This window comes from Cobetia amphilecti (genome assembly GCF_020217465.1).
Classification (GTDB): Bacteria; Pseudomonadota; Gammaproteobacteria; order Pseudomonadales; family Halomonadaceae; genus Cobetia; species Cobetia amphilecti.
This window is the reverse complement of sequence record NZ_CP084115.1, coordinates 67647-87339: the sequence shown is the minus strand read 5'-3', so window position 1 is coordinate 87339 and position 19693 is coordinate 67647. Positions and strand designations below refer to the sequence as shown.

The following is a 19693-nucleotide window of genomic DNA, read 5'->3' as shown; positions in this document are numbered from 1 at the left end:
GTGATCATGTTTTAGGTGCGGGGCTCAATCCACTTCAACCGGTAACGTCCAATCCACCATGAGTAGATTCATTTATTTTGTCGAGGCGCACCTTGTCTGGTTTGTAATCGTCGTCGCGGGGGTAGGCTTACTCTTTCCGGCCACCGGAATAATGCTTGAGTTCGCGATTGGGCCATTACTGGCATTACTGATGTTGATCATCAGCCTCACATTCGATGCGCATGCAGTGCGCATCGTGTTCCGTAAGCCGTCACGGCAGTTGTTGGCATTGGGGCTGGTCTATGGGCCGATGTCGATTGCCGGGTGGCTAACGGGCCGTCTATTTTTTGGAAGCGGCCCACTGGCTGCTGGCCAAATCTTGCTCGGCACTCTGCCGACGGATGTGTCCTCTCCTCTTTTGGTACTGATGGCGAAAGGCAATGTGGCGCTTGCCGCTGTTTTCAACGCAGTCAACACCGCGTTATGTCCGTTCATTGTCCCCTTCCTGTTTTTATGGCTCACCGGCCTCCAGTTGGACGTGCCGCTTGGTTCAATTATTCTTGAATTAACACTAATCGTGCTTGTTCCTACCGTGATTGGGGTCAGCTTGCGGACAAAGTTTTCGGCTTTCTTTGCACGGCATGATTCAGCGTATGCAGGGATAGGGTCAATTCTGTATCTGCTGATCCTACTCGCCGTGGTCGGGCCGAATGCCACCACGATCATTGGCTATGGCTGGTATGCGTTTGTGATTGCGGGCGCGGCCCTGTGCCTCAATTTGATTGGCTACCTGGTAGGTATGTCCTCACGGTTACTCACCTCTGATCGCAAAGAGGTGATTACCTATCTTTTCACGGTCAGTAAAAAGGAATTCAGCATTGCCGCAGCGTTTGTCGCTGCTTCCGGTTTGCCATCAGAAATCGCGATTCCAGCCGCTTTTTTTGCCGTGATTCAAATGATCACTTCGCCCATCGCAGCGAAGATTCTCGCCCGTCACTGAAGGGATGGCCGTATCGGTTCTCCGTCAGAAGAGCAACCTGCACACGGTGTGTACTGGTTGCTCTTACCGACAAAACAGATACCGCCTACTTATAAGGTTACAAATAGTACCTACGCTAAGTCACTGCGACCAATACTGACCTTGCTAAAAGCATTTAACACAGAGGCTTCGCAGGGTATCTGTTCCTTTTTGGATTTAGGGTGCTTAAACGTATCGGCGAATCCTGGGCAGTGACGAACTAGTTTTTGGACAACACCTTCTACGTGCCGCACGTTAGACAGCACTTGGCGTAACCACTGCTCGAAGCTGCCTTGGTGGCTCAGCGTGAAGACCAAACCTTTATAGGAAGGAGGCTTGGATGCCTCCTCGCTACCGCCAGCTCTGGGTTTTGGAGGGCGTCGTTGAATCTCCATGAGATAGAGTGTTTGATCTAACACATGCACCCTAATGACGAGCACCCCGCGAGGTAGCTTGGTCTGAGTATCAATGTAAACCCAATTAGCGACTGTCGTTTTCACCTCCTCGTCTATTTCGAAAGGTTCGAGGCTGATCAACCGAGGGTCGGGGGAAGTGCTAAAGCCGTCTTCAAAGGTAAACCAGCTAACGCCACGAATCGTTGCGGGATAGGCCGATTGTAAATAGAGAAGCGCATTCCACATATCACGTAGAAAGCCCTGTGATTCCAGTGTAATAGGAGCATGAATAGAGGCCTGTCCGACCCCTTTTCCTGATCCATGTGGCTCCCCAGTGGAGAAAATGGTTTCGTCACCCGGAACGGGGACGCCTCGTGTATCGGGCACATTTTTTCGAGTATATCGTTTATCCAAGACAGCGCGAGGCTTACCTAAAATAACGAATTCGTCCTCAGGAAGGTCTAGCCAAGAAGAGCCATGGTCGGGCTCTTCATCATCCGTCAGGTCAATGACATCGGGGATGTCTTGAAGCTGATGATAGGGAAATTGAGTGGGAGCATCATCGCCATCGGTGGCTGGTACTGTCGTTGACTTCTCTCTTTCGCGGTGGATCGTGGCACCGTCGGGCTGCGTACAGCCTAATATCTGCAATCCTAGAAATGTGTTGCCACCATCAATCGGAACGCCAGAAACAGAGATTTCCCCGCTGCCCTGGAACCAAGGCGTGACCTCAAAAAGTATCCTATCTGCGGGGAAGCGGGCTTCAATCTGTGAGTAAATGCTTCTGGCAGCCTGTTCAGCATAGGGATCGTACAGCATATGCGCGAGCAAAATAGCATCGTGTTTATGAACACGATACGTAAATTTGACAGGCCACGTACCTGGGGATGCAGGCGCGTTAAGCGGTCGATAAAGACGCTCTTTTACTTCTTCCCAAGGGTAAGTGGCGAGCACCCGCTTGATTTCAGATGATCGACCGTAAACGCGTGCAAAAAATTCGGTGCAAGGGATGAGCAGATGTTTGCCACCTGGGAGGTAAAATTCAATCAGGTACGATTTGTGTTTTCTGTCCAGCGGTAAATAGCTTGCCTCATGAAAGGAGGTATAGAGGCTGCGCCCTGCTTTGTGTAAGTCGTCTAAGGAGACAATCCGCCAGCCGCCCGGAGAGAACGAAACAGGGAATGTTTTCTCCTCAAATGCGATGCGGGAGTTGCTCACGCCCTTTTCCCAGACGGAGCCGATTCTCAATAGCCCGACATGCGTTAAGACCGTCGTTCGCTTAATCACATCTCCTAATTTGTTCTCCTGATCAATAGGTCTTAAAAATACATAAATTTTAGGGACGCTTTGTGAGCGGATATTTTTGAAGATAGGCCCGTACCACCAAACGACCAAGCGCTCAGTTTCGTCTTTAAGGGTGCCATCTTGAAAGCTAAAGGTTCTGCATTGTTTGAGAGAAACGGTCACAAGGGCGTGCTCTATGTAAACTCAACATAGAGATTGTCGCAGTAATTATTGTTTAGTCGCAACAATTGTTGGAAATGACAGCCACCTCCCACCAGCGCGACCCCACTGGCCGTGTGGTGCGGGGCACGGAATGGCCGCTGCCCCCAGCGCTCCATGATCGGCAGACCACATACCGAGCGCACCGCCGCGACTTCCAGTGCTTCTCCTTCGCCCAGTGGCGGCAAGATGCCGGACAGGCGACTGGCCAGCATCGTCTTGCCGGTGCCCGGCGGACCAGCGAATAGCAGGTTGTGGACGTGAAGACCTACAATGTAGGCTGCCGCCATCAACACACGCAGTAACAGAGCTGAGTCATGACCCCCGAGCAGCCCAAAGCCCCAGCCATCAAGGCTTACAGCTACCTTCGCTTCTCCACACCAGAGCAGATGAAGGGTGACAGCTTCCGAAGACAGACCAAGCTAGCCAAGGACTACGCCCAGAAGCTCGGCCTCACATTGGACGATCACAGCTTCCACGATCTAGGTATCTCCGCTTACCAAGGCAAGAACAGACAGACAGGCTCACTAGGGATCTTCCTCCGTGCTGTGGAGGACGAGATCATCGCTGAAGGCTCCTACCTGCTAGTGGAGTCACTCGACAGGATCTCCCGACAGTCACCCCACAAGGCCGCCAGCGTCCTCAGCAGCATCTGTGAGATGGGCGTCAACGTCGTGACCTTGTTCGATGAGAGGGTCTACAGCAGAGAGACCTTATCGCAAGACCCGATGACTTTCTTACAGGCCGTAGTCACCTTCCAGCGAGCCAACGAGGAGTCAGCCACCAAGGCCAAGCGGCTTCGCTCTGTGTGGGAGAGCAAGAGGAAGATGATCGCTGAGGGTAAGCCTGTACGCCTCACCTCTCGCGCTCCTCAGTGGCTCAAGCCATCCGATGACGGTGTGAGCTTCGACATCATCCCTGAGCGTGGCGAGGTGGTCAGGAACATCTTCAAGTGGACACTGGAAGGCACAGGCAAGCAGTCCATCGCTGCGAGGCTCAACAGGGAAGGCGCTCCGATCTTCGGTAGAGGGAAGCTGTGGCACACCAGCTACGTGAGCAAGATCCTCACCAACACTGCCACCTACGGAACACTCACTCCCTTCACCAGCCGTGCCGACAGGAAGGAGCACAGGGAAGCCTGTGAGCCAATCGAGGGCTACTACCCAGCGGTGATCGACAGGGAGACCTTCGAGGCTGTCCAGATGCTCAAGGCCAGTGCTTCCCCGAGGAGAGGACGACATTCATCGTCACCAGTACAGAACATCGTTGGTGGCATAGCTGTCTGCCCTCTATGTGATAGCAGGATGATCAGGGTCACTAAGAACAAGGCCAAGGGATGGGTCTACCTCGTCTGCCACCGAGCCAAGCAAGGAGCTGGCTGCGTCTACAACGCTGTGAGAGTGGACATGGTCGAGCCTCTCATTCAAGAAAACATCTCCTACATCGCTGCTCATTGCCCTGTTGGTGACGACGACTTTGATGAGCGCTTCGATGACCTCACTGGGCAGCTCGAAGGTGTCGAGGGACTGATTCATAACATCGTAACCTCTATCGAGAATGGTCTTGATCCAAGCAAGCACCCTGCCATCGGTGAGCGTCTCACTGCTCTACAGGAGCAACAGGAAGCCCTCAAGGAAGAGATCGATCAGATGGGGCAACAAAGGATCAGCTTCAACAATGACGTGGCTCAGAGACGAGCACAGAAGCTAGTGGCAGCAGTACAGGAGAACTGGGAGGACAAGGCACAGATCAACACGCTCATGCGTGGGTGCTTCTCCAAGGTGGTCGTCGACTTCACTACAGGGCTACTGGAGTTTCACTGGCAGCAAGGCGGTGAGGAAACCCTGATCACTTACACCTTCCTCGATGAAGAATGGGTAGACCCTAGAGAAGCCTCACAGAAGCCACATGAGAGCCACCTAGCCTAAGACGAACATACACTCATCGACGTACGTACAGCCCCTCACAAAGCCTGTGTGATCCACTGAGGGGCATGTATATCTACAGGCGCTGTCTCTGGGGTGGGTGATCACAAAAATACATCTACCCACTGCTGTTCCCTGATGCAAAAAGCCATCCCTGCGAGTCGTCACAAGGATGGCCAGGATGTTAAGCGGATAGCCCTACTACTGCCGTTCTACAGCTGCCCTACTGCTTCTCTGAAGGCCAAGCCATGGCGCTCTTCATTGCCATAGTGGCTTTGCTTTCTCCTCCACCAGCTGCTCTACAGGCACGCTTCACTGATGCCGTTGAGATGTCGAAGTGCTCTGCTGTGGCCTTGATGCTGGCGCTGTTCTCACTACGCCACTGAGCCACCTGAGCGTCATCGATGGTCTTCTCTCTGCCCAGCGCTCGACCCTCAGTCCTCGCCCGTTCGATCCCTGCCATCTGCCGCGCCTTGATGTTGCTCCTCTCCAGCTCAGCCATACCGGCGAGCATTGTCAGCATCATCTTTCCCATGGGCGTTGAGAGATCGAAGCCTTCACGAGTCGAGATCACAGCGACTTCCTTCGCGGCCAGCGCTTCGACTGTCTCCAGCACATCGATGGTGTTACGGCCAAGGCGATCAATCGCATAGACCACGACGGTGTCACCCTTGCGCACGTACTGGAGGAGCTTGCTCAGCCCTTCACGTTGCTCTGCCTTGATCGCTCCCGAGGTTGCCTCATCGGTGAACCACGTATCGATCTTGTACTTCTCCTCGATGGAGGCTCGCTGTGTGGCTGTGGTCTGGTCGTCAGTGCTAACGCGCAGGTAAGCGATGGTTGCTGCCATGGTTGGTTACCTTCCTTGGTGGATCACAATCTATGGCTCAATACTATGAGTGGCTCATTGGCATGTCAAACACTATTGATCCATGATGATGGTAACTCCCTAGCATGGCTCTCAGGGTGTACCTTCTGATCTAAGCTGGCGGCAGGGCTGGCGGACGTGACGGACAGAGGGAACACGGCGAGGAGTAGCGAGGCTCTCGGCTTGGCTGGCTGGTAGGGAATGCGGGATGTCCCGCGTTAGGCAGTGAGAGGAGCAGCGAGGCTGGCTGGCGGCAAAGTCAGGATATCCTGACTAAGCGAGAAGCAGTGAGAGCAACGAGGCTGGCTGGAAACTTAGAAAAGCCTAAGTTAGCAAGAGGAGCAGCAACGAGGCTGGCTGGTAGGTAATGCGTGAAATCCCGCGTTAGCGAGGGAAGCAACGAGGCTGGCGATGAACAAGCACAGTGGGTGGCCATGGGTGGGTGGCTAACGACGAACGAAGACGGGGCTAACGGGGTAGCTGTGCGCGTTCACCCCCATAGATATCGGCTCAGAGATGTGCGCCAAAAAAATAGGCCGGTGCCAACGGTGAGTGAGTCCGTAAGCATCCGACCTAGAGATGTTCGATGTGCTGTTCTTCTGGTGCTGCTGCGCTGTGATGCCCGCCAGCTGGGGCTGAGAGGCGTCGCTGTGTGAAATCCATGAGAGATCCTGGGCCTTCGCCTTGCCGATTGAGCGAGAGAGCGCGAGTGGTGAGCCTTCAAGGCCGTCTTGAGCCGAGGCTGTTGGCTGTCGCTGTGCTGTCGGTGCGTTGCCGGTGAGTGGTGGGATCATCCAATACCACCTTCCCTCGATGGAGCCTTTCTCTCTGGGCCGAGTGTCAGCCAAGCGAAGCGCCTACCGTGGGACTCACTGAGGGAGGCTCATGAGAGGTATGTACATGGAGGGTGATACTCCCCAGAGAGGCACTAAGGGAAAGCAAGGAGGTGAACTAGCAGATGGACTAGAAGAGGAATCTCTCTGCTCTCTCATAGGTAACAAACAGGTTGGCCTTTTGTTTCCCCCGTGAATGGGCACTAATCGCTAGCTCACGTCACACGGGCGTCTCAGGGCTTCTCTCACAGGCGCTCTCAGGGGTGGGTATCCATGATGGGGATAACGTCCATCGCTGGCTCAGGGAGGCTCTCAGGGAGGCACACAGAGGGGCACGGAGGGAGAGGCGAAGCGCTCTTCTCCATGAATGGGCACGAATCGACAGTCACTGTGTGGCGCTGTGTGGAGCCATGAGAGTTGATCATCCTTACCTGCCCAATCACACCAGCCATGGCATAGTGAAGCTCAGAGAGGCGCACAGAAGCTCTCAGCGGATAGCAGACCAGACAGCCTGACAACAAGGCTGCTCATAGAATCGCCAAGGGAAGAAGAAGCTCATGGAAGAGAAGCTCAAGCGGCTGAAGCAGTTCAACAGCAAGCTGAAGCAGCCTAGCCAACGCAAGGAGCGCAAGTGGCGCAAGCTGCTTAGCCGAAACAAGGCATACAAATGGTGTGTACAGCCCAGTCAAAGCAGGACGTGTAGATGGTGCAAGAAGGAGATTCAGCCGAGTGCCTATATGTGTTCAAGCTGCCAACAGCCTCAGAAGAAGAGGCACTGGTTCTTAGCTCATCCCTCCGTAGCAGTCTCAACTGTGTCGATTATTATAGCCCTAGGCTCATTCGTAGTTGCATGGAAGGCCAACAACCCTCCACCGGCTTCCCCGAAACTGGACGCCCAAGTGATTGCATACACTGACGAAGGCTTCAGCTTTCTCGTATATAACTATGGCGAAGCCCCTACCATCTTGACTGCCGTTGACTTGAGCACTTACCTCGAACGCAGCACGTTACATGAGGGACACGCATACTTCAGTCTAGAGACTCCCGTCCCGCTCCCCCCTTCCTCGAATCAGACCATCAACATCAGATATGACTCTCACCAAGCCAACTGGGCTGATTGGAATTTCAGCGATGGAGAAGAACCTTTCAGCATCAGCAACTTGAACCTTAGCGCGGGCATGAGCAATGACCTCAAATGTGAAATGAAACTATGGTACTCCGCCCCTGACACCAAGAGACATAGAGCTTCTTTTACATCTATCAGTAACGGAAACTGCACCTCTGCGATGGAGTGGATGTCCCAAGAGTTTGGGCCTCTCAAGGACAATCCCTTATCAGACCCTGTTCTGAGATTCCGCGCACACAATGGGTCTCCAGACACATAACGCTAGCAGATTGTGGCCGCCGGCCGCGGCGATCTCCAATGCCCTGCGTGCCTGATGCTGGCCACGCACCTCGCTCAGGTCGGGCTCCGGCAGGCGCGCCTGGGGAATGATCGAGCACACATGCGGCGTGAGGCGCTCGCGCCCCAGCAGGTGAGCCACCAGCTCCAGCAGATGGCCCACCGCCAGTACTTCCAACTCCTCGGCGAGTGCCGCCTCGTCGGCATTGCCGCGCGGCACCACCAGCGTCCGCCCCGCCTTGCGACAGCAGAGCGCGGCTGGCAGCACACCGGTCACGGCACGGATGCTGCCATCGAGCGCCAGCTCGCCGAGGCACTCCATCGCTGCCACGGCCTCTTCCGGTATCTGCCCGGAGGCAACCAGAATCCCCAGCGCAATGGGCAGATCGAAGCGCCCGCCTTCCTTGGGGAGGTCCGCTGGCGCCAGATTGAGGGTGATACGGCGCGCCGGAAACTCGAACCCGGCATTGAGCAGCGCACTGCGCACCCGCTCGCGACTCTCCTTCACCGCCGCTTCCGGCAAGCCGACGATGGACAGCCCCGGCAAGCCGTTGGAAAGGTGTACCTCCACCTGAACTTCCGGTGCCTCGAGACCAAGTGACGCGCGCGTGCGCAACATTGCCAATGACATGAGCCTTCCCTGCGTGATGCCGCCTCTCAGTTGCACGGCGCAATCGGAGCAGGCACCGGCCTGCCATGAGCGCGAAGGCACACACCGCTGCCAACCCTCCCAGCATGGCAAACCTCATACTCCCCAGAAGGCGAGCGCCTCAACGCTCGGGCGCTCGACAATTGCCGCAAGGCTTCGCATACCCCCACGACACTGCCATGCGCCGCCTGGAAATACGTGTTCAGGTGACGATTCTCGCGTCTATAACGTAAATTCCCTTACGCCCCAGGCTCCCGCAATTACTGGATACGTAACAAACAGACAGACTGTGGATAACATTACATAATCATCGCTTGTGGACATTTTTTGAGCGCTCAAAACTTCATCATTCAAGGCACTGATACCATCGATGATCAAGCGAGCCAACGTCGGACCAGGACACCAACAGCCCGATCTCAACTCACAGGCACCAACCAACAGAAATTAAACTAAATAACTGCAGGCAGGGTGCTTCGACGATCGACTCAGTCGAGTGATGAAAGCCATGTCAGAGATCAGATTGAGCCAGAGGAGCTCATGAGGCGCCTGGCGGAGAGGAGTCAGAGAAGGTGCATGCGCTGCGTTCGAGGACTTTGCACGAGCATCGGGTCGTTGATGCCGGGGGTTGGCGCCTGAGGGCCTGGCGCTGGGTGACGGCTTATTGCTGTCTGGTGATTGAGAGCGTCTGGTGCCCTGCATCTGCATCTGCATCTGCGTATCGCTCACCGCCATGATGCTTACGCTGCCGGCATTGCCGACAAACGCTCGCGGCGAGTTAAAAGTAGCGGTTTTGGCAGCATTTTCCACGCAAAAGCGCCTGTTTTGGCGCATTTCAGCGCCACCATTCGTCACATGGGCAAGGTGTGAGACCAGCTCGAGACCTGCCTGCACCAAGAAAGTGCTCATACAGGGGCGATAGCGCCCTCGAGAGAGCCACAAGAGTGCCGCCGGACGGGGACTGCTGTATATTTGATCGGTTGTCCCGGCCTTGCCGGGATGACCGCCAAGCTGTCTCACGGAACGCCGCCGATGCGCGGCAGAGAATCGTCCAACCCACGGAAAGGGCCAGCCATTCAGGACGACTTCGGCTTGTTTCAGGAGCACTACCCATGCAAGACATGCTTGCCCCGCTGGCATCCCTGGCGGATGTGATCGGCATGCTAGGCACCACTCTGGTCGTCGGCGCCTTCTTCCTGCTGCAGATAGGCAGACTCGATGCCCGCAGCCTGACCTACAACCTGATGAATCTGAGCGGGGCGATCCTGCTGTTGATCAGCCTGTGCATCAATTTCAACCTCGCCAGCTTCGTGATCGAGATCTTCTGGATCATCGCCTCAGTGGTAGGTCTGGTGCGCTGGATGCTGGGCACTCGTCCCCAGACTGCCTGAGGCCGCCCCTCAGAATCAGCGGCGCCCATGACGCAAAAAACCGCCACGCCCCGAAAGGGCGTGGCGGTTTTGGTTCAGCCGTCACCTGAGGGAATCAGGCGTCGCGCTGGCGCTCGATTTCCGCGGCGTGACTGGCGGCTTCACGCTTCGCTACCGCGGCTTCCCCCTCGTCATCCACTGGCGTAGTGGCCTCGGCAGCCGGCGCATTGGCCGCTACCAGCCCCTGCTTTTCCAGCAGTGCCTCGAGGGCGATGACCTGCTTTTCCAGCGACTCGACGCGGCTGCGCGTACGCGTCAGCACATCCATCATGATGTCGAAGTCTTCACGCGAGACCAGTTCCATGCGGTCGAAGGCACCGCGCATCACCCCTTGCACGGACTTCTGCAGCTCTTCCGGACCATGCGAGGCATCCTGCAGGCGCTCACCGATCTGCTGGGCCATACGCCCGATGACGTCATTCTTGAACATGCTGCACCTCAGCCGTTGCGGGCCGGCGGCCGCGTCGTGCGGACTGCCGGTCAGAAAATGATGACACCCCTGTACATGGGGCCGTCGTGTCCTGCTGCAAGGATACGCAACCCTGGAGTCGGGTGCATGCCCCGCATCGTCCTGCACCAACCAATCCTCATCGGCAGGCACACACCTGCACCACATTAGCACTTGCCCCCACACCCAAAGGCGCAGAAACAGCACCATTACGGTGCATGCCAGGTGACCTTCGGATTCAGCCATCTTTGCACAGGCCGAAAGACTGTCAGCCATCCTGCGATAACCAGATGAGTTACAAGGATTTTCAGCCGCATGGCACATCTCGTGCGATGCACTTGTCAGGAACAGGCCGCCAGCTCATCTGACTGGCCATGCTTAACAAGAATGATCATTCCGGTAGCGAACGGGGGCAGCACATGAAACTGATCACCGCCATCATCAAACCCTTCAAGTTGGACGACGTGCGAGAAGCACTGGCCGACAACGGCGTGCAGGGGATTACCGTCACCGAAGTGAAGGGCTTCGGACGTCAGAAGGGGCACACCGAGCTGTATCGCGGTGCCGAGTACGTCGTCGACTTCCTTCCCAAGGTCAAGATTGAAGTGGCTGTCGATGACAGCAGTGTGGAATCGGTACTGGACGCCATCACCCAGGCGGCCAACAGCGGCAAGATCGGCGACGGCAAGCTGTTCGTCACTCCGCTGGACGATGTCATCCGTATCCGCACCGGTGAACGCGGCGCCGACGCTGTCTGAGCCCCGCGCACAATAACAAGGAGAACCCCGCATGAACGAGATCATCGAGGTCAAGTACGCACTTGATACCTTCTACTTCCTGGTCTGTGGCGCCCTGGTGCTATGGATGGCAGCCGGCTTTGCCATGCTCGAGGCCGGTCTGGTCCGCGCCAAGAACACCACCGAGATCCTGACCAAGAACGTGGCGCTGTTCGCCATCGCCTGCACCATGTACATGGTCGTCGGGTATCACATCATGTACTCGAGCGCCGAAGGCGGCTTCCTGCCGAGCCTGGGCTTCCTGATCGGTGCCGAGAATACCGCTGAGGAAGCGCTCGCTTCCGGTGGCGACATCTACTACAGCGCACGTTCCGACTTCTTCTTCCAGGTGGTGTTCGTGGCTACCGCCATGTCCATCGTCTCCGGTGCGGTCGCCGAGCGCATGAAGCTGTGGGCCTTCCTGGCCTTCGCCGTAGTCATGACCGGCGTCATCTATCCGGTGCAGGGTTACTGGACCTGGGGTGGCGGCTTCCTGAGCGCAGCGGGCTTCAGCGACTTCGCCGGTTCCGGCATCGTGCACATGGCCGGCGCTTCCGCCGCACTGGCAGGCGTGCTGCTGCTGGGCGCTCGCAAGGGCAAGTACGGCAAGAATGGCGAGATCAATGCCATCCCGGGCGCCAACCTGCCGCTGGCCACGCTGGGTACCTTCATCCTGTGGCTGGGATGGTTGGGCTTCAACGGCGGCTCCGAGCTGGTGCTGTCCAACATCGATGAGGCCAACGCGGTCGCTCAGGTCTTCGTCAACACCAATGCCGCTGCCTGTGGTGGTGTCATCGCCGCGCTGATCCTCGCACGTCTGTGGTTCCGCAAGGCTGACCTGACCATGGCCCTCAACGGCGCACTGGCTGGCCTGGTCGCCATCACTGCGGGTCCGCTGGCACCGAGCGTCGGTGCTGCCACCCTGATCGGTGCCGTCGGCGGTCTGCTGGTCGTGTTCTCCATCGTCGGTCTCGACAAGCTGAAGATCGATGATCCGGTCGGCGCCATCTCCGTGCACGGTGTGGTCGGTCTCTGGGGTCTGCTGGCCGTGCCGCTGACCAATGACGATGCCACCTTCTCCGCACAGCTGCTGGGCGCCGCCTCCATCTTCGCCTGGGTGTTCATCGCAAGCTTCGTGGTGTGGCTGATCATCAAGGCCATCATGGGGATTCGCGTCAGCGAGGAAGAAGAGTACGAAGGTGTGGATCTGGCCGAATGTGGTATGGAGGCCTATCCGGAATTCACCTCCAGCCGCAAGTAAGCCTGGACGCGACAGCACCTGCAGCATCAAGACTCCCGCCACCTGGCGGGAGTCTTTTTTCCTGACTGGATAAGCGGTGTATGCTTGAGTCAGAGACCGGCGTGACGAGCAGGCCTCGTTACCCGCACCATCACCCAAGGAGAGACACGATGAAACTGGTCACTGCCATCATCAAGCCATTCAAGCTCGACGACGTGCGCGAATCCCTGTCGGAGATTGGCGTGCAGGGTATCACCGTGACCGAGGTCAAGGGATTCGGCCGCCAGAAGGGCCACACCGAGCTGTATCGGGGTGCCGAGTACGTGGTCGACTTCCTTCCCAAGGTGAAGCTGGAAGTCGCGGTGGATGACGCCATGATCGATTCCGTGATCGAGGCGATCACCAATGTCGCCAACACCGGCAAGATCGGCGACGGCAAGATCTTCGTCTCGCCGCTGGAGCAGGTCATTCGCATCCGTACCGGCGAGACCGGCAAGGACGCCGTCTGAGCCTCTGGTGCAAGCCCCTGGCACTGTGACGTGCTGCCCCGACGGGTGACATGAGCACACAAAAAACCGCAGGCCATCGGCCTGCGGTTTTTTCGTTTCAGCACTTGTCGCTCATGCGTGCTGCTCGCGGATCACTTCTCGACGAAGGCACGCTCGATCACGTAGTCACCCGGCACGCCCATCTTCGGCGAGATGGCGAAGCCGCGCGCATCCAGCATGGCGCTGATGTCGTCGAGCATCGCCGGGCTGCCACAGATCATGGCGCGGTCACGCTTCGGGTCCAGCGGCGGCAGGCCGATATCCTCGAACAGCTTGCCGTTCTCGACCAGATCCGTGATGCGGCCCTGGTTGCGGAACTCCTCGCGCGTCACGGTCGGGTAGTAGATCAGCTTCTCGGCGATCTCTTCGCCCAGATACTCGTGCTTGGGCAGCTCTTCCGCGATCATGTCGGCATAGGCCAGCTCGGAGACATGGCGCACGCCGTGCATCAGGATGATCTTGTCATAGCGCTCATAGGTTTCCGGGTCCTGGATGACGCTCAGGAACGGCGCCAGGCCAGTGCCGGTGGAGAACAGGTAAAGGTTCTCGCCCGGCAGCAGGTCGTCCAGTACCAGCGTGCCTGTCGGCTTGCGAGAGACCATGATCTGATCGCCCGGCTGCAGGTGCTGCAGGCGTGAGGTCAGCGGGCCATCCTGCACCTTGATGGAGAAGAACTCGAGGTGCTCCTCGTAGTTCGGGCTGGCGATCGAGTAGGCACGCATCAGCGGCTTGCCTTCGACTTCCAGGCCGATCATCACGAACTGGCCGTTCTTGAAGCGCAGGCTGTCTTCACGCTGAGTGCGGAAGCTGAACAGCGAATCGTTCCAGTGATGGACGTCGATGACTTCGGTTGTGGTCAGACTGCTCACCTGATGGCCTCCCGGGGCGTGGCCCCTCGAATTCGATATTCTCTATTGGCATAAACAAATAACAGCTTATGACCCAATGAACTATGCAGCGATTGTAGTCACTGTAGGGTTATGCGTTAAATGGTTTATCTGGATATAGGTTATCTAGTTTACCAATATTGGTTGCGAATGAATCGCATTTCAACCTTGATCGTGCAGGGTCCGCCCGCTCTGACGGCGAATCCTGCGTTGCGTTCACTTTCGCCTCCTCATCTCTGCCCCTTCACTGCATGCCCCGGGAGGTCGAATGCGCTACAGCCTTCGCCAGCTGGCCGTCTTCGTGGCGGTCGCGCGGCATGACAATGTCTCGCTGGCCGCCGACAGTCTGGCCATGTCGCAATCAGCGGCCAGCACGGCACTGGCCGAGCTGGAGCGTCAGTTCGATTGCCGGCTGTTCGATCGCCATGGCAAGCGCCTGCGGCTCAATGGCCTGGGGCGTGAGCTGCTGCCCAAGGCGATCGCGCTGCTGGACCAGGCCGAGGAGCTGGAGCAGCTGCTCGGCCAGCAGGACGCCACCGGCTCGCTGGAGATTGGCGCGACGCTGACCATCGGCAACTATCTGGCGCCTCAGATCATCGGTGACTTTCTGCATCATCACCCCGCCAGCCGCGTCGAGCTGCACGTGCACAACACCCATCAGCTGATCGACAAGCTGGTGCACTTCGAACTGGACATCGGGCTGGTGGAAGGCGAGGTGGAGCACCCGCTGCTGGAGGCGACCCACTGGGTCAGTGATCGGCTGAGCATCTTCTGTGCGCCGTCACACCCGCTGGCACAGGGCGAGGTCACGCTTGAGCGCCTGCTGGCGGCTCGCTGGATCATGCGCGAGCGTGGCTCCGGCACACGCGGCACCTTCGAGCAGGCATTGCGCCCACATCTGGACGGGCCTTCGACCAGCGTCTCCCAGCGCCTCGACATCATGCTGGAGCTGGAACATACCGAAGCCATCAAGCGCGCCGTGGAAGCGGGGCTCGGCATCGGCTGCATCTCGCGCCTCGCGCTGAGAGATGCCTTTCGGCGCGGCAGCCTCGTCGAGCTGCCCACTCCATGGCTGGAGCTGACGCGCGCCTATCGCTTCGTCCACCATCGTGATCGCTTCATCACCCAGGCAATGCGCGAATTCGTCGCCGGTTGCCGCAACCTGAGCGGCAGCGCCTCACGCAGTGACGAGATCATCCTGCCGCAGGTGCCGTGATTCGCATATTCACGGCCTTCAGCAACCGAGCCTGCTGTCACCAGCCCTGAATGACACCATAGCCTTGAGACACCATCCCTATTATCACGGGAACAATAAGAATAGTGACCACTCACACACAGACGCCGCCAGCGTTTCCGCTGGCGGCGTCCTGGTCTCTGGATGACGGGGGAGTGATCAGTGAGTCAGGCCGGTGAAACGCGCCTTGATCTCATCAGCGCTCTCGTGGGAGAGGTCCTTGTCGACGGTTTCCGTCACCAGCTTGGCGACCGGCTTGTCGAGCTTGTCGCGCAGCGCCCCCAGGAACTTGGGCGCGGCGGCGATGATCAGCTGATCGAACTTGCCGTCATTGGCCGTCTGCTTGAGGTATTGCGCGACTTCCTTGGCGAAGAAGTCCTGATGCTTGTCGGAGGTCGCGCCATCATCGCCAGTCTGATGCAGGCTACCGTGCCCGCCGCTGGATTCACCCTTGCCACCGGTTCTCAGGTCACCGGTATGCTGGCGGCTTTCAGGATGTACAAGGCTTTCCACTTCGGTGACCTTGCCAGCGGCACGGGCAAAGATACGTGCACGTGCGGCGTCGGCAGCAACGATGTAAGTAACCATTTACACACTCCCTGTCTCTCGTGAGGCGTCGTTGATGAAGAATGACGATCATCGCTTCGCTTTCAATTGACTACATGCTGGCACCCTTGCGCACATTCAACCCTTGCCGCTCATTTCCCGCACACCACCCCGCCAGCCCGACGCCTGAAGGTCGACAGGCAAGCAGATAACCAAAAACGCCAGGGCCGCCCCGAAGGGCGGCCCTGGCGTCTGATGCCTGTCACTGGCGACTGACAGGCTCGCGTGCTGACGGCCTTACCAGGCTTGCCAATCCAGCTCCTCCGATGCGACGGGCCTGGCAGCACGGGGACTGGAGCCCTGTGCGGACAGGGTGCCTGCGCTACGCGGCGCCATTGCGGGCGGCTGCGCAGGGCCATCCAGACGGAAGCGGCCCACCATCTCGGCCAGACGCGCCGACTGCTCGGAGAGCGCATCCGCTGCCGCGGCGGATTCCTCCACCAGTGCCGCATTCTGCTGTGTCACCTGGTCCAGCTCGGCCACGGCGCTGGAGACCTGTCCGACACCGTGATTCTGCTCCTGGGTGGCATGGCTGATCTCGCCGATCACCTCACTGACACGCATCACGCTGGCGACGATCTCGTTCATGGTGCTGCCGGCCACCCTGACCTGTTCGGCACCATTGCGCGTGCGCTCGTTGGCGGAGCTGATCAGCGTGGCGATTTCCCGCGAGGCCTCGGAAGAGCGCTGGGCGAGGGTACGCACCTCACCGGCCACCACCGCGAAGCCACGCCCCTGCTCGCCGGCGCGGGCCGCCTCGACGGAGGCATTCAATGCCAGCAGGTTGGTCTGGAAGGCGATGGAGTCCATGACACTGACGATCTCGGTGATCTTGCGCGAGTCGTCATCGATGCCCTGCATGGTGGTGACGACCTCTCCGATCACCTCGCCGCCGCGACGCGCGACCTCACTGGCCGACTTGGCCAGCCCGTCAGCTTCATGTGCGGAGTCCGCGGACTGGGCGACGGTGCCGGAAATCTGCTCCATCGAGGCCGAGGTTTCCTGCAGATTGGCCGCCGCCTGCTCGGTACGTGACGACAGATCCTGACTGCCCTGGCTGATCTCGGCGGCGGCGGTCTGCACCGCACCACTGGCGAGACGAATCTCGCTGAGCACGCCATTGAGGGTCGAGACGAAGCGATTGAAGGCATTGCCGATCTCGGCGACTTCATCACGCCCGCTGACTTGAATGCGCCGCGTGAGATCGCCCTCGCCTGCAGCGATATCCACCAGCGCATCACGCACCAGTGCCAGGCCGCGCAGACTGCGGCTGGCGATCCACGACATCACGGCGGCCGCCCCCAGCAACACCAGCAGCGTCATGGCCAGCGTGGTCCACAGCTGGGCATAAAGCGGTGCATCCGAGTCGGCCACATCCAGGGCCAGCGCCAGACGCCAACCGGTGTCTCCCAGCCCTGCCGAATCCAGCTCGGCACTGAACATGCGGTAATCACGCTGCTGGATATCGACCACCAGTGCCGACTGGCCAGCGGCCACCAGGCGATTGCTGCTGGCCAGGGTCTCGGGCGTCAGGGCCGATGCGAGTGCACTCATCGGCTTGAGCACCAGGGCATCATCCGGGTGGGCGATCAGCGTGCCGGTATCGTCGATCAGGAAGGCGAAGCTGTTGGGCGTCGGCGAGAGTTCGGCGACCGTGCGGGTGATGAACGCCAGCGGCAGATCACCACTGACCACGGCGACCAGCCGTGAGCCGCGATAGACCGGCGCCGCCACGCTGATTTCCAGTTCGCCACTGGTGGCACCGACATAGGGTGCCGTGATGACGGGCTTACCGGTCGCCACCGCCGCCTGATACCAGCCACGTTGGCGCGGGTCATAACCTGCCCGCCCCGGGCGCCCATCGAAGTAACGGAAGCGACCATCCGGGAAGCCGACATAGGTCTTGCTGAAGTCACCCTGCTTCATCGCCTGGGTCAAGGCGGCATCGGGGAAGTTCTCGAGGCTACTGGCCGCGATGCCGCTCACCGCGTTGATATGCACGCTGAACCACTGGCTCAGCTGGGCGGCGTTCGATCTCAGCAACTGTTGCTGGTAGTCGCTCTCATCGGCATGCGTATTGCGGAACGTGGTCCAGGCATTCAGGCTGCTGACGACCACCAGCGCCACCAGCACTATCGCCACACAGGCTAACGTGATGCGCGCACGTAACGAGGCAAACATCGCCACTCCTTGGTTCAAATCCATCGGGAAGGGGGCCGGGGGCGCCAGCGCAGAGCGCGTCGGTCTGCCCCTCGGTGGCAAGGCATGCAGGCATGCGGTGTACCGGCGTCATCATCGGTACGTGCCGCCCTCTGTATCGGCATGCCCGGCCTTTCCTTTACCCCGCCAGCCACATGCAACGCTCCTCCATCGTCGCCGGAACCGACACTGGCGTCGCGACTCCCGGACATGACGTCGATGGCGAAGTGCGTGCTAACATCCGCCCAACGCGGGGTGCCGCCTGCCCGTCTGCCACCGCTCCCCTCATCCTGTGGTCTTTTCTCGGAGAAGTTTCGATGCGCAATCTGCTCCTGATGCGCCGCCCGCTGCCCCGGCGCGTGCTGGTCACCGCTCACCTGATGCTGCAGCTGGGATTGCTGGCGGCTGCCAGCGGCTGGACGCTGCAGCACTTGACGCCCATCGGGCCTGACAATTCGCTGGTCGCGCAGTGGCCGGTACTGGCGCAAGGTGTCGGCGGCTTCCTGCTGGCCTTCGTGATGACGCGCCTGCTGTTCGAGTTGCTGATGGCGCCGCATCACCTGCTGAGCATTCGCGGGGGCAACCACACCCTGGATGCCGCGGCGCTGGTGACGCGCTCCATCTCGCGCCGTCCGGCGGTGCACGACAATGACGACAGCTGGGTCGGCAAGCCACGCAGCGTCACCTGGCCGCGCGAAGGCGAAGAAGCCCCCGCTGCCACAGCGGCGACGGCGACATCTGCCGATACACCTGCCGCTGCCTCGCCCAAGGCCGCGGCCAAGCCGCAGGAGCCAAGCCTGGGCAGCGATGAAGAGCTGCCAGACACCAACAGCAGCGAAGTACGCCGCACCGAGCCCAGCCTCTAGGCGAGCCTCTTTATTCAGCGGAATGAGTTGATAGTGAGCACCCACTGATTGCCTTTCGGCTCACACACGACAACGCCCCGCGTGATGGAAATCACGCGGGGCGTTGTCTTTTTCGGCTTACAGCATCCGATCAGTCCGTGGCCTCAATGCCCCAGAATCTGGCTGAGGAACAGCTGGGTCCGCTCGGACTGCGGATTGTTGAAGAACGGTTCCGGCGCGTTCTCTTCGATGATCTGGCCCTGATCCATGAAGATGACGCGGTCGGCGACGGTCTTGGCGAAGCCCATCTCGTGGGTCACGCACAGCATGGTCATGCCTTCATTGGCCAGTTCGACCATGACATCCAGCACTTCCTTGATCATCTCCGGGTCCAGCGCCGAGGTCGGCTCATCGAACAGCATCACCTCCGGGCTCAGACACAGCGAGCGCGCGATCGCGACACGCTGCTGCTGGCCACCGGACAGCTGACCGGGGAACTTGTGGGCCTGATCGGCGATGCGCACGCGCTCCAGGTACTTCATGGCTTCGGCTTCCGCCTCGCGGCGCGGCCGCTTCTGCACCCAGATCGGCGCCAGACAGCAGTTCTCGAGCACCGTCAGGTGCGGGAACAGGTTGAAGTGCTGGAACACCATGCCGACGTTGCGACGGATCGCCTCGATCTGCTTGATGTCCTGGGTCAGCGGCATGCCGTTGACCACGATATCGCCTTCCTGATGCTCCTCAAGATGATTGATGCAGCGGATCATCGTCGACTTGCCGGACCCCGAAGGGCCACAGATGACGATACGTTCGCCCTTGCGCACGCTCAGGTTGATGTCACGCAGCACGTGGAAGTCGCCGTACCACTTGTTGAGACCCTTGAGCTCGATCATCGGGCGCTCATCGGCGCC

General features: G+C 59.0%; 15 protein-coding genes and 2 pseudogenes. 8 read left to right on the top strand and 9 right to left on the bottom strand.

From position 1 onward, the window contains the following. Positions 1–58 precede the first annotated feature (58 nt). The gene (locus LCW13_RS00380) at positions 59–979 is read left to right on the top strand and encodes a bile acid:sodium symporter family protein (RefSeq protein WP_175088977.1); all 921 of its coding nucleotides are present in this window, start codon (positions 59–61) and stop codon (positions 977–979) included. A gap of 110 nt (positions 980–1089) precedes the next feature. Here the strand turns inward: LCW13_RS00380 and LCW13_RS00375 are convergent, their stop codons facing one another. Then, positions 1090–2859, bottom strand: coding sequence for a hypothetical protein (locus LCW13_RS00375; RefSeq protein ID WP_225347467.1), 1770 nt, complete (start codon positions 2857–2859; stop codon positions 1090–1092). An 80-nt stretch (positions 2860–2939) separates the two neighbouring features. After that, positions 2940–3152, bottom strand: a pseudogene (locus LCW13_RS00370) (ATP-binding protein); the annotation flags it as partial. A gap of 60 nt (positions 3153–3212) precedes the next feature. On the opposite strand from LCW13_RS00370, the gene LCW13_RS00365 reads away from it, so the two are divergent. Next, positions 3213–4823: a recombinase family protein gene (locus LCW13_RS00365; RefSeq protein WP_225347466.1), complete on the top strand. Its 1611-nt coding sequence runs from the start codon at positions 3213–3215 to the stop codon at positions 4821–4823. Positions 4824–5043: 220 nt separating this feature from the next. On the opposite strand, the gene LCW13_RS00360 is transcribed toward LCW13_RS00365, so the two are convergent. Both LCW13_RS00360 and LCW13_RS00355 read right to left on the bottom strand, forming a co-directional pair. After that, positions 5044–5670 carry a recombinase family protein gene (locus tag LCW13_RS00360; protein WP_225347465.1) on the bottom strand — a complete coding sequence of 209 codons (627 nt, stop codon included), beginning with the start codon at positions 5668–5670 and terminating at the stop codon, positions 5044–5046. A 2239-nt stretch (positions 5671–7909) separates the two neighbouring features. Beyond that, positions 7910–8554 (bottom strand): annotated as a pseudogene (locus LCW13_RS00355) (magnesium chelatase domain-containing protein); the annotation flags it as partial. Between the two features lie 1127 nt (positions 8555–9681). On the opposite strand from LCW13_RS00355, the gene LCW13_RS00350 reads away from it, so the two are divergent. After that, positions 9682–9960 (top strand): CBU_0592 family membrane protein, encoded by a 279-nt coding sequence (locus tag LCW13_RS00350; protein WP_043331581.1) that lies wholly within the window; start codon positions 9682–9684, stop codon positions 9958–9960. 94 nt (positions 9961–10054) lie between these two features. Here LCW13_RS00350 and LCW13_RS00345 read toward each other — a convergent pair whose 3' ends face one another. Continuing rightward, a complete protein-coding gene (locus tag LCW13_RS00345; RefSeq protein WP_225347464.1) occupies positions 10055–10429 on the bottom strand; it encodes an accessory factor UbiK family protein in 375 nt (124 codons plus the stop codon). 437 nt (positions 10430–10866) lie between these two features. Here LCW13_RS00345 and LCW13_RS00340 point away from each other — a divergent pair, with 437 nt between their 5' ends. The 3 genes from LCW13_RS00340 (at position 10867) to glnK (ending at position 12972) form a co-directional block, all read left to right on the top strand. Next, positions 10867–11205: a P-II family nitrogen regulator gene (locus LCW13_RS00340; protein ID WP_043331582.1), complete on the top strand. Its 339-nt coding sequence runs from the start codon at positions 10867–10869 to the stop codon at positions 11203–11205. Positions 11206–11236: 31 nt separating this feature from the next. After that, positions 11237–12484 carry an ammonium transporter gene (locus LCW13_RS00335; protein ID WP_043331583.1) on the top strand — a complete coding sequence of 416 codons (1248 nt, stop codon included), beginning with the start codon at positions 11237–11239 and terminating at the stop codon, positions 12482–12484. 149 nt (positions 12485–12633) lie between these two features. Then, a complete protein-coding gene (glnK, locus tag LCW13_RS00330; RefSeq protein ID WP_024951507.1) occupies positions 12634–12972 on the top strand; it encodes a P-II family nitrogen regulator in 339 nt (112 codons plus the stop codon). A 131-nt stretch (positions 12973–13103) separates the two neighbouring features. Here the strand turns inward: glnK and LCW13_RS00325 are convergent, their stop codons facing one another. Continuing rightward, complete coding sequence (locus tag LCW13_RS00325; protein WP_043331585.1) at positions 13104–13880, bottom strand: ferredoxin--NADP reductase; 777 nt, start codon at positions 13878–13880, stop codon at positions 13104–13106. A 286-nt stretch (positions 13881–14166) separates the two neighbouring features. Here LCW13_RS00325 and LCW13_RS00320 point away from each other — a divergent pair, with 286 nt between their 5' ends. Then, a complete protein-coding gene (locus tag LCW13_RS00320; RefSeq protein ID WP_107335730.1) occupies positions 14167–15114 on the top strand; it encodes a LysR family transcriptional regulator in 948 nt (315 codons plus the stop codon). A 177-nt stretch (positions 15115–15291) separates the two neighbouring features. Here LCW13_RS00320 and LCW13_RS00315 read toward each other — a convergent pair whose 3' ends face one another. Both LCW13_RS00315 and LCW13_RS00310 read right to left on the bottom strand, forming a co-directional pair. Next, positions 15292–15720 (bottom strand): host attachment protein, encoded by a 429-nt coding sequence (locus LCW13_RS00315; protein WP_043331587.1) that lies wholly within the window; start codon positions 15718–15720, stop codon positions 15292–15294. A 255-nt stretch (positions 15721–15975) separates the two neighbouring features. Continuing rightward, the gene (locus LCW13_RS00310) at positions 15976–17919 is read right to left on the bottom strand and encodes a methyl-accepting chemotaxis protein (protein WP_225347463.1); all 1944 of its coding nucleotides are present in this window, start codon (positions 17917–17919) and stop codon (positions 15976–15978) included. Between the two features lie 335 nt (positions 17920–18254). Between LCW13_RS00310 and LCW13_RS00305 the strand changes: the two genes are divergently transcribed. Further along, positions 18255–18803: a hypothetical protein gene (locus tag LCW13_RS00305; RefSeq protein WP_225347462.1), complete on the top strand. Its 549-nt coding sequence runs from the start codon at positions 18255–18257 to the stop codon at positions 18801–18803. A 143-nt stretch (positions 18804–18946) separates the two neighbouring features. Here LCW13_RS00305 and LCW13_RS00300 read toward each other — a convergent pair whose 3' ends face one another. Next, positions 18947–19675 carry an amino acid ABC transporter ATP-binding protein gene (locus LCW13_RS00300; RefSeq protein WP_043331784.1) on the bottom strand — a complete coding sequence of 243 codons (729 nt, stop codon included), beginning with the start codon at positions 19673–19675 and terminating at the stop codon, positions 18947–18949. Between the last annotated feature and the right edge of the window lie 18 nt (positions 19676–19693).

Bases quoted from the DNA above. Each gene is read 5' to 3' on its own strand.
- LCW13_RS00380 (WP_175088977.1), top strand. From the start codon at position 59: ATGAGTAGATTCATTTATTTTGTCGAGGCGCACCTTGTCTGGTTTGTA.
- LCW13_RS00300 (WP_043331784.1), bottom strand. From the start codon at position 19,675: ATGATCGAGCTCAAGGGTCTCAACAAGTGGTACGGCGACTTCCACGTG.
- LCW13_RS00360 (WP_225347465.1), bottom strand. From the start codon at position 5,670: ATGGCAGCAACCATCGCTTACCTGCGCGTTAGCACTGACGACCAGACC.
- LCW13_RS00340 (WP_043331582.1), top strand. From the start codon at position 10,867: ATGAAACTGATCACCGCCATCATCAAACCCTTCAAGTTGGACGACGTG.
- LCW13_RS00310 (WP_225347463.1), bottom strand. From the start codon at position 17,919: ATGTTTGCCTCGTTACGTGCGCGCATCACGTTAGCCTGTGTGGCGATA.
- LCW13_RS00305 (WP_225347462.1), top strand. From the start codon at position 18,255: ATGCGCAATCTGCTCCTGATGCGCCGCCCGCTGCCCCGGCGCGTGCTG.
- LCW13_RS00335 (WP_043331583.1), top strand. From the start codon at position 11,237: ATGAACGAGATCATCGAGGTCAAGTACGCACTTGATACCTTCTACTTC.
- LCW13_RS00350 (WP_043331581.1), top strand. From the start codon at position 9,682: ATGCAAGACATGCTTGCCCCGCTGGCATCCCTGGCGGATGTGATCGGC.
- LCW13_RS00315 (WP_043331587.1), bottom strand. From the start codon at position 15,720: ATGGTTACTTACATCGTTGCTGCCGACGCCGCACGTGCACGTATCTTT.
- LCW13_RS00365 (WP_225347466.1), top strand. From the start codon at position 3,213: ATGACCCCCGAGCAGCCCAAAGCCCCAGCCATCAAGGCTTACAGCTAC.
- glnK (WP_024951507.1), top strand. From the start codon at position 12,634: ATGAAACTGGTCACTGCCATCATCAAGCCATTCAAGCTCGACGACGTG.
- LCW13_RS00345 (WP_225347464.1), bottom strand. From the start codon at position 10,429: ATGTTCAAGAATGACGTCATCGGGCGTATGGCCCAGCAGATCGGTGAG.
- LCW13_RS00320 (WP_107335730.1), top strand. From the start codon at position 14,167: ATGCGCTACAGCCTTCGCCAGCTGGCCGTCTTCGTGGCGGTCGCGCGG.